This is a genomic window from Dietzia sp. HMSC21D01 (genome assembly GCF_001815995.1).
Lineage (GTDB): Bacteria > Actinomycetota > Actinomycetes > Mycobacteriales > Mycobacteriaceae > Dietzia > Dietzia cinnamea.
The window spans coordinates 1-8,615 of the sequence record NZ_KV824142.1 but is presented as its reverse complement, the minus strand read 5'-3'; the positions used below and the strand labels follow the sequence as shown (position 1 = coordinate 8,615).

Sequence of the window (8,615 nt, the reverse complement as noted above, 5' to 3'; positions counted from 1 at the left end):
CGAGGGGGCCTGGCCCGGACCGGCCAGAGGGCGCCCAGGCTCGCCGAGCGCGCTGGTTACGGCAGTCGCCGGACGTCGACCGCGCCGCCCCGGCGCAGTCCCGCCAGCGCGTCAAGCAGTGTCCGCTTGCGCAGCGGTGGTGACGTTCCGGCCCGGCCCGCGACGATCGCGTCGATCACCTCGCGCAGCGCCTCGTCCGCCGCGACCGTGGGGCGCCAGCCGAGCTCCGCGCGGGCGCGGGTGGTGTGCATGAGCGGGGCGCCGAACGCCAGATCGACCCAGCCGATGCTGACCGGCTGGAGGCGCAGCAGCCAGCTGATGTGGACGAGCTGACGCAGCACGCGGTAGGGCAGGTGCACCGGCCGCGCGCCGAGTTCGCGGGCGAGCATGTCGCGGGTGATGGGCGGTTCGGCGGCGATGTTGAACGCGCCCTGCGCGCCGGACGTCGCGGCGGCCGCCAGTGCCGAGGCCATGTCGTCGCCGTGGAGGAGCGGGACCGTGAGCCGGCGGTCCACCGGCAGGATCGGTAGGGCCCGGAGCAATCGCGCTGGCGTGAGCGCCGGGGTGAAGTAGCGGAACAGACCCGAGGCGGCCTCGGCGTGGACGATGAATGCCGGCCGCATCCGGGCGATCGTCGGCGCGCCGGGATGCTTGCTCTCGTGCCGGTCGAGGAGCTGCTCCGCGGCCGTCTTGTGCCGGTTGTAGGCGGCGGTGGGCACCCCGCCGAGTTCGGCGTCCTCGCTGACCCGCCGCTCGACCGAGACTCCGGGTCCGCCGTCGGAGACAGGGGCGTAGGCGCCCACCGAGGACTGGTGCATCAGGTGCGGCACGCCCGCCAGTCGGCACGCCTCCACGACCGCGGCGGTCCCGCCGACGCCCAGCCGGTGATGGTGGTCCACGTCGCGGGTGGGCTGGAAGCCCCAGGCGAGGTGGATGACCGCGTCGGCGCCGCGGAAGATCTCCACCAGATCGTGAGCGCCCGCGTACGAGAGGTCGACGCGATGCCAGGAGGCACCGCTGTACGGAGCGGTGGCGGGTGGGATGCGGCGACACAGGCCCACCACGTCGTGGCCGTCGGCCAGCAGCCTGCGTAGTAGCGGGGTGCCCACGTTGCCGCTCGCGCCGGTGACGACGATCCGCATCCGGCGGGCCGGGGAATCTGGCTCCGGGTTCTGCGTCATCGCCCCATGGTCGGATACGCGAGTGGGCTTCGCATCCGCACCGCGTCGGCACCCGGTCGCGGGACGACGACGGCCCGGCCCGCGGGTGCGGCGCCGGGCCGTCTACTCGGCTTTCCGGCAGGCGCTCATCGCCTCGCCCGCCGGCCCGGAGTTCAGGAGTTGTCGACGACCAGCGCGCCGGCGATGGCGGCCATGAACGCGTCCTTGGCCAGCGACATGCCCTCCTGGCTGGGGCGGATGCCGTCGGACTCGGTCATGTCCGGGTTGCGGAAGTACATCGCCAGCAGGCCCGCCGAGAAGACGCCGAGGGCCGCGCCGGCGATCCGGCGGGGCACCACCGGGGTGAGCAGGGCGGCGCCGATGCCGATCTCCGAGTAGGCGACGAACTTGCCGAAGGTGTCCGGATCCATCTGGTTCACGGCGGGAACGCCCGTGGCGGCGAAGCCCTGCAGGCCCTGCGCGGCTTCGGTGGGCATGCCGCGCTTGCTCAGGCCGGAGTTGAGGACGAAAGCGCCGGTGACGCCGCGGAGGATCGCGTTGGACAGGCTCATCGGTTTCTCCTTTGATCGTTGTCGCGTGTGCGTTCGTACACCACTTTGGTGACGTGACATCGAACAGGTTAGCTCAGGCGAGTCCGAACGCCACATCTCAGGGGAGCCCACGGTATCCCTCCGCGGGCGCAGGCGCACGGGCACGGGCGTGCGCTCTGATGCCGGCCGCGGCAGGGATGCAGGCCGCGCGGCGGATGCGGGCCGCGGTGCGGATGCGGAAGGGGCCCGGTGATGCGAAAGTCTGAAGGTATGAGTACGACGAGCCGCGACATCACCGATAAGCCCGACCCGGATGCCGACCCCGATCACGGCAAGCCCGAGTCGCCCACCTCGCTGAAGGGCAGCGCGTGGAAGATCGGCATCAAGCGCGCCCTCTCCGAGTTCTCCAGGGACAAGTGCACCGATCTCGCCGCGGGCCTGACGTACTTCGCGGTGCTGTCCTTGTTCCCCGCCCTGCTCGCGGTGGTCTCGCTGCTCGGCGTGTTCGGGCAGGGCCAGGCCACGGTGGACGCGGTGATGGAACTGCTCGAGGGTGCCGCCCCCGAGGAGACCCTCGCCGCGCTGCGCGGGCCGATCGAGTCGGTCGTCAACACCCCGGCCGCCGGCATCGCCCTCATCACCGGTCTCGCCGGTGCGCTGTGGTCGGCCTCGGGCTACGTCGGCGCGTTCGGCCGGGCGATGAACCGCATCTACGAGATCGAGGAGGGACGGCCCTTCTGGAAGCTCAAGCCCGTCACCGTCCTGCTGACCGCGGTCCTGCTGCTCCTGGTCTGTCTCGCCGGGCTCATCCTGGTCGTGAGCGGACCGATCGCCGAATGGGCCGGGAATCTGATCGGTCTGGGGGAGACGGCCGTGACCGTGTGGGGGATCGCCAAGTGGCCGGTGCTCGTCCTCGTCGTCGTCGTCATCCTGGCCGTGCTCTACGGGTTCGCGCCCAACGTCAAGCAACCGAAGTTCCGCTGGATCTCGATCGGCGCCGTCATCGCCCTGATCGTGTGGGCGGTCGCGACCGGCGGCTTCGTCTTCTACGTGACCAACTTCAGCAGCTACAACGCCACGTACGGCTCCCTCGCAGGCGTCATCATCTTCCTGCTCTGGCTGTGGATCACCAACAACGCACTGCTGTTCGGGGCGGAGGTCGACGCCGAGGTCGAGCGGGCCCGCGAGCTGCAGGCGGGGATGCACGCGGAGGAGACCATCCAGCTCCCGCCGCGCGACACCACGGCGAGCGACAAGGCGGCCGAGAAGCACCAGCAGACCGTCGACGACGCGGCCGACGTCCGCCGCGAGGCCCAGGCGGAGGAGGCCCGCCACCGCGACTGACCCTGTCGGTCCGGTTCGAGCCTCCGCTCGGCCACGCTCCGCGTTCGCTCGGCCCCGCCCCGCATTCGTCCACAGCGCACTCGTCCGCTGCGCGCGCATCCGTCCATCACGCGCGCACCCGCTCCCGTCGATGGCGTCTCGCTCCTAAGCCTGGCGTCTCGCGCCTGTGGATGGCGGCCCGCTCCCGGAGCTGCCGGCGTATTCGCTCCTCACGATGGCGTCTCGCTCCCGCGGATGTACGCGATTTCTGCAGCCGCTCCTCGCCATGGCGTCTCGCCCACCCCGCGGTGCGCGCGAGACGCCATGCCGAGGAGCGGGTGTGGTCGGGCAGGCGAACTCCGGGCACGAGTCCGCCGGTTTCGACCCGCCAGCTGCGATCCGCCGGTTTCGACCCGCCGGCGTCGCCCGCCAGCGTCACCCGCAGCCCCGGGGAGGCCTCCTCGCGGCGAGGCTGGCGCGGGACGGGTCGACAGCGACCACAATCGGGGTATGACCACTTCGGACCGGCCCGCTGCCACCATCCGCAGAGGACTGCGCACCGTTCGCATGGTGCTCGTCCGCTCGGTTGCTGAGTTCCTCCGCGACCGCGGCCCAGACCTCGCCGGTTCGCTCACCTACTACGGCGTCCTCTCGCTGTTCCCGGCGGTGCTGGTGGTGGTGTCGTTGCTCGGCGTTTTCGGGCAGGGCTCCAGAACGGTCGATGCGGTGATGGACATGCTCTCTGACGTCGCGCCGCCGGAGGTGCTCGATCCCGTCCGCGAGCCGGTCGAGGCGTTGGTCACGACCCCGGCCGCGGGCACCGCGCTCCTCGTGGGTACGGCGGTCGCGCTGTGGTCGGCGTCGCGATACGTGCGGGCGCTCGGCAGGGCCATTAACGCGATGTTCGGGATCGACGAGGGGCGGCCGCCGTGGCGTCTGCTGCCCGAGGGTCTCGCGCTGACGGCTCTGCTGATCGTCCTGGTCGCCATCGGCGGGGTGGCCCTGGCGTCCAGTGGACCGGTGGCGGAGACGGTGGGCGGCTGGATCGGGCTCGGGAGCACGGCGCTGGCCGTGTGGGGAGTGGCCAAGTGGCCGGCTGCCGTGGTCGCAATGATCTTGGCGTTGGCGATCCTCTACCGGTTCGCGCCCAACATCTCCGGGCGCCGCTTCTCCTGGGTGTCGTTGGGGGCCACGGCCGCGTTGGCGATCATGGGCGTCGCCACGGCAGGTCTGAGCTTCTTCGTCGCCAACTTCGGCAATTTCAACCGTGTGTACGGTTCGCTGGCCGGCGTCATCGTCTTCCTCCTGTGGCTGTGGCTAGTCAACATGGCTGTGGTCTTCGGGGTGCGTCTCGACGCAGAGGTGCTGAGGGTCAGGCAGCTGCGGTCCGGCATCGCGGCCGAGGAGGTCATCCAGGTGACACCGCGTGACACCCGGGCCTGCGACTGGGAGAACAGCCGCCGGGAGAAGATGATCGCGGAGTACCGGACGCTCCGGCGCGAGCGCGATGACGCTACCGGTGGCGACGACGACACGACTCCCGACGACGACACGGCTCCCGGCGCCGAGGCCAGCCCCGATAGCGAGGCCATCGATCCGCCGCCGAGCGGAGTCGCCGGGGCCTGCGGAGAGCAGCGTCGCGCCGAGTAGGGTGCGGGGCTGACCGCCGACCGAGGAGCCCGCGATGACCGAGAACCGGCCAGCGCCCGACCTGCCCGTCCCCGAGGCCCCCACCACCGACGGCGTGCCGGAGATCTGGCGCCTCGACCATCCCGAGCACGGGGTCCTCGAGTTCGCGGTGGGCTCGCCGGAGGAACTCCGCACCGTCGACCCCGGGTACCCGCAGCGGAAGCCGCCGAAGAAGGGTGCCACCCCAGCGGCCGTCGCATCCCCGGGGTGTGCCCTGCTGCGTGACGGCGAGGTGGTCGCGCGCGCCCGGCAGATCAGTGACCGGCGCTTCTCGCTCACCGCGGACCCGCCGAAGCCGGGCGAGCACACCACCGCGCCGCCGATCTCGAGCCCGCGCATCCAGGTGCGCACGAACATGCTCGACACGGCGGTCCGCCAGGTGACGTTCCGCGAGGGCCGCGACATCGTGCACTTCGACCCGCCGCCCGGATCCGCCGCCGAGGCCCGGCTGGAGGCGATCGCGTCGACGCCGTGGAAGCGCGCCGTCTACCCGGTCGCGGCGGGCATCGGCAGGTCGGGCTGGGCGATCGCGATGATCGTGCTGCTGCCCCTGATCGGTCGCATCCTCGAGCCGGTGCTCGACTGGATCCTCGAGCGCATCCCGGACATCGACATTCCGTGGCCGGAGTTCTCCCTGCCGAGCATTCCGTGGCCGGACATCCCCTGGTCGGACATCACGCTGCCGTCGATCACCCTGCCGGAGATCTCGGTCCCGGGGTGGGTGGAGTTCCTGCTCGAGTACAGCAAGGTGTGGGTGCCGTTGCTGGCGGGCGTGGCGTTGGCGGTGGTGGCGGTGCGGCAGTCGCGCAGGTCGCGCGAGACCAAACGTCGCTGGGCGGCAGGGCACCCGCCCTCGCAGGGTGGCGATGAGCCGTCGGGCGGCGGTCCGGCCGGGCGGTAGGGTTGTGCCCATGCGCCTCGTCGTCACCGGGGGAGCCGGGTTCATCGGCGCCAACTTCGTCCGCTCCGTCGTCCGCGAGTACCCGCAGGCCCACGTCACGGTGCTCGACTCCATGACGTATGCCGCCAACCGCGCGAATCTGGACGGGCTCCCCGCCGACCGGGTCCGGCTGGTGGAGGCCGACTGTGCGGACGCCGCGATCACGGACCGGTTGGTCTCCGAGTTGACGGGGCCGCGCGACGCGGTCGTGCACTTTGCGGCGGAGAGTCACAACGACAACTCGCTCGCCACGCCGTGGCCGTTCGTACACTCGAACATCGTGGGCACGTACACGATCCTCGAGGCCTGCCGCCGTCACGACGTACGCCTGCACCACGTGTCGACGGACGAGGTCTACGGGGACCTGGAGCTCGACGACCCGGCCAAGTTCACCCCGGCCACGGCGTACAACCCGTCGAGCCCGTACTCGGCGACCAAGGCGGGCGCGGACATGCTGGTGCGCGCGTGGGTCCGCAGCTTCGGGGTGCGCGCCACCATCAGCAACTGCTCGAACAACTACGGGCCCTACCAGCACGTGGAGAAGTTCATCCCGCGGCAGATCACCAACACCCTCGACGGGCGGCGGCCCCGCCTCTACGGCAGTGGAGCCAACGTGCGGGACTGGATCCACGTCGATGACCACAACTCCGCGGTTCTGCGCATCCTCGAGGCGGGGGAGCCGGGACGGACGTACCTCATCGGCGCCGACGGCGAGCGCTCCAACCTCGAGGTCATGCGGATGATCTGCGAGCTCATGGGCGTCTCGGGCATCGGCGGTGACCCGGGGTTCGACCACGTCACCGACCGCCCGGGCCACGACCTGCGCTACGCGATCGACGCCTCCGCGACCCGCGCCGAGCTGGGCTGGGAGCCGCAGCACACGGACTTCCGCGAGGGCCTGCGGCAGACCATCGAGTGGTACGCCGCCCACCGCGACTGGTGGGAACCGGTCAAGGAGCGGGTCGAAGCGACGTACGCCCGGACGGAGAAGGTCCTGTGACGGCGGGGATGGCGCGGTGAAGGGCATCGTCCTGGCCGGTGGCAGCGGCACCCGGCTGCGGCCGCTGACGCTGGCCACGAGCAAGCAGCTGGTGCCAGTGTTCGACAAGCCGATGATCTACTACCCGCTGTCGACGCTCATGCTGGCGGGGATCCGCGACATCCTCGTCATCACCACGCCCGAGGACGCGGGGCAGTTCCGGCGGTTGCTGGGCGACGGCAGCCAGTTCGGGATCACGCTGAGCTACGTCGAGCAGGCCGCCCCGGAGGGGCTGGCGCAGGCGTTCGTGCTGGGCGCGGACCACATCGGCGACGAGCCGGTCGCGTTGATCCTGGGCGACAACATCTTCTACGGCCCCGGCATGGGTACGCAGCTGCGCCGGTTCGCCGACCTCGACGGCGGCGCGGTGTTCGCCTACCGGGTGGCCGATCCGAGCCAGTACGGGGTGATCGACTTCGACGCCGACGGCCGCGCGATCAGCCTCGAGGAGAAGCCTGAGAACCCGTCGTCGGACTTCGCCGTGCCGGGGCTCTACTTCTATAGCGCCGACGTGGTGGACGTGGCGCGCGGGCTGGCCAGGTCGGCGCGCGGGGAGTACGAGATCACCGACATCAACCGGCACTACCTGGAGCAGGGCCGCCTGCAGGTCGAGGTGCTGCCGCGGGGTACCGCCTGGCTGGACACGGGCACCCACGATTCGCTGCTCGACGCGGGGAACTACGTCCGCACGATCGAGGACCGGCAGGGCCTGAAGATCGGCTGCCCGGAGGAGGTGGCGTGGCGGATGGGATATATCGACGACGACGAGCTCACCGATCGCGCGAACGTCCTGCAGAAGTCGGGGTACGGCCGGTATCTGCTGGATGTCCTGCGCCGGGAGAAGGGGCGGAGACTGTGAACGCGGACAACGGGGGCGTCGCCGCCCGCCGGGACGCGCTGCCGCGCGTGCTGGTGACCGGCGGGCGCGGACAGCTGGGTACCCACCTGCGGCTGGCCCACCCGGGCGGGGTGCTCGCGCCGGGTCGCGACGAGCTGGACATCACCCGGGCGGAGTCCGTGGCCGGGTACCTGGACCGGCACCAGCCTGCGGTGGTGATCAACGCGGCCGCGTACACCGACGTCGACGGCGCGGAGAACGACGAGTCCGGGGCGCACCTGGTCAACGTGGAGGGGTCGAGGATCCTCGCCGAGGCCTGCCGAGAGCGCGGTCTGCGGCTGGTGCACGTCAGCACCGACTACGTCTTCTCCGGCGAGGTGCCGCGCGGCAGCGGCGGGGCGGGACGGCCCGATCCCGCGACCGCGCCGGCGCTCGAGCCGACCGACGTCACCGACCCGGCCACCGTGTACGGCCGCACCAAGCTCGCCGGCGAGCACGCCGTCCTGGCCGCCCACCCCGAGGCGACGATCCTGCGGACGTCCTGGCTGTACACCGGGCCGGAGCGGGAGCGGTCGGCGATCCCCGGAGGCGACTTCGTGGCGACCATGGCCCGGCTCGAGCGGGAGCGGGACCAGGTGAGCGTGGTCGACGACCAGTGGGGCTCACCCACGCACGCGCCGACGCTGGCGGCGGCGATCCTCGAGATGCTCGCCCGCGAGGCCACGACACGAGAGGCCGCCACGCACCACGCCGCCGGCGAGACCGCGACACACGAGGCCGCCACTCCTACCATCGACACCGCTGCCGTCGACACCCGCGGCCTCGTCCTGCACGCCGCCGGCGCGGGCCGCGCCACCTGGTACGAGGTCGCGCGCCGCACGTTCGCCTACCTCGGCGCCGACCCCGCCCGCGTCCGCCCCTGCACCACCGCCGACTTCCCCCGGCCCGCCCCGCGACCCGCGTTCTCGGTGCTGTCCGGGCGGGCCTGGGCGGCCGCCGGCCTGACGCCGCTGCCCGACTGGGACGACAGCCTGCGCGCCGCACTCGGAGCCGGGCCCGGGGCCGGGGGAGGGGA

At 71.8% G+C, this 8,615-nt stretch carries 8 protein-coding genes; 6 read left to right on the top strand and 2 right to left on the bottom strand.

Features of this window, described 5'->3' with window-relative positions; all coding sequences use genetic code 11:
• Positions 1-56 precede the first annotated feature (56 nt).
• Positions 57-1,181: an NAD-dependent epimerase/dehydratase family protein gene (locus HMPREF3086_RS16750; protein WP_246831031.1), complete on the bottom strand. Its 1,125-nt coding sequence runs from the start codon at positions 1,179-1,181 to the stop codon at positions 57-59.
• Between the two features lie 152 nt (positions 1,182-1,333).
• Positions 1,334-1,732: a hypothetical protein gene (locus HMPREF3086_RS16745; RefSeq protein WP_007627121.1), complete on the bottom strand. Its 399-nt coding sequence runs from the start codon at positions 1,730-1,732 to the stop codon at positions 1,334-1,336.
• Positions 1,733-1,981: 249 nt separating this feature from the next.
• On the opposite strand from HMPREF3086_RS16745, the gene HMPREF3086_RS16740 reads away from it, so the two are divergent.
• From HMPREF3086_RS16740 to HMPREF3086_RS16715, 6 genes are all read left to right on the top strand, one after another.
• Positions 1,982-3,055: a YihY/virulence factor BrkB family protein gene (locus HMPREF3086_RS16740; RefSeq protein WP_061229350.1), complete on the top strand. Its 1,074-nt coding sequence runs from the start codon at positions 1,982-1,984 to the stop codon at positions 3,053-3,055.
• Between the two features lie 489 nt (positions 3,056-3,544).
• On the top strand, positions 3,545-4,684 hold the full coding sequence (locus HMPREF3086_RS16735) for a YihY/virulence factor BrkB family protein (RefSeq protein WP_083324504.1): 1,140 nt from the start codon (positions 3,545-3,547) through the stop codon (positions 4,682-4,684).
• Positions 4,685-4,718: 34 nt separating this feature from the next.
• Positions 4,719-5,624: a hypothetical protein gene (locus HMPREF3086_RS16730; protein ID WP_061229351.1), complete on the top strand. Its 906-nt coding sequence runs from the start codon at positions 4,719-4,721 to the stop codon at positions 5,622-5,624.
• Positions 5,625-5,634: 10 nt separating this feature from the next.
• The gene (rfbB, locus tag HMPREF3086_RS16725) at positions 5,635-6,663 is read left to right on the top strand and encodes a dTDP-glucose 4,6-dehydratase (protein WP_070723033.1); all 1,029 of its coding nucleotides are present in this window, start codon (positions 5,635-5,637) and stop codon (positions 6,661-6,663) included.
• A 16-nt stretch (positions 6,664-6,679) separates the two neighbouring features.
• On the top strand, positions 6,680-7,561 hold the full coding sequence (gene rfbA / locus HMPREF3086_RS16720) for a glucose-1-phosphate thymidylyltransferase RfbA (protein ID WP_061229353.1): 882 nt from the start codon (positions 6,680-6,682) through the stop codon (positions 7,559-7,561).
• Positions 7,558-8,615, top strand: a 1,058-nt coding sequence (locus tag HMPREF3086_RS16715) for an SDR family oxidoreductase (RefSeq protein WP_070723027.1), incomplete at its 3' end; no start/stop codon positions are given. The genes rfbA and HMPREF3086_RS16715, both read left to right, overlap by 4 nt.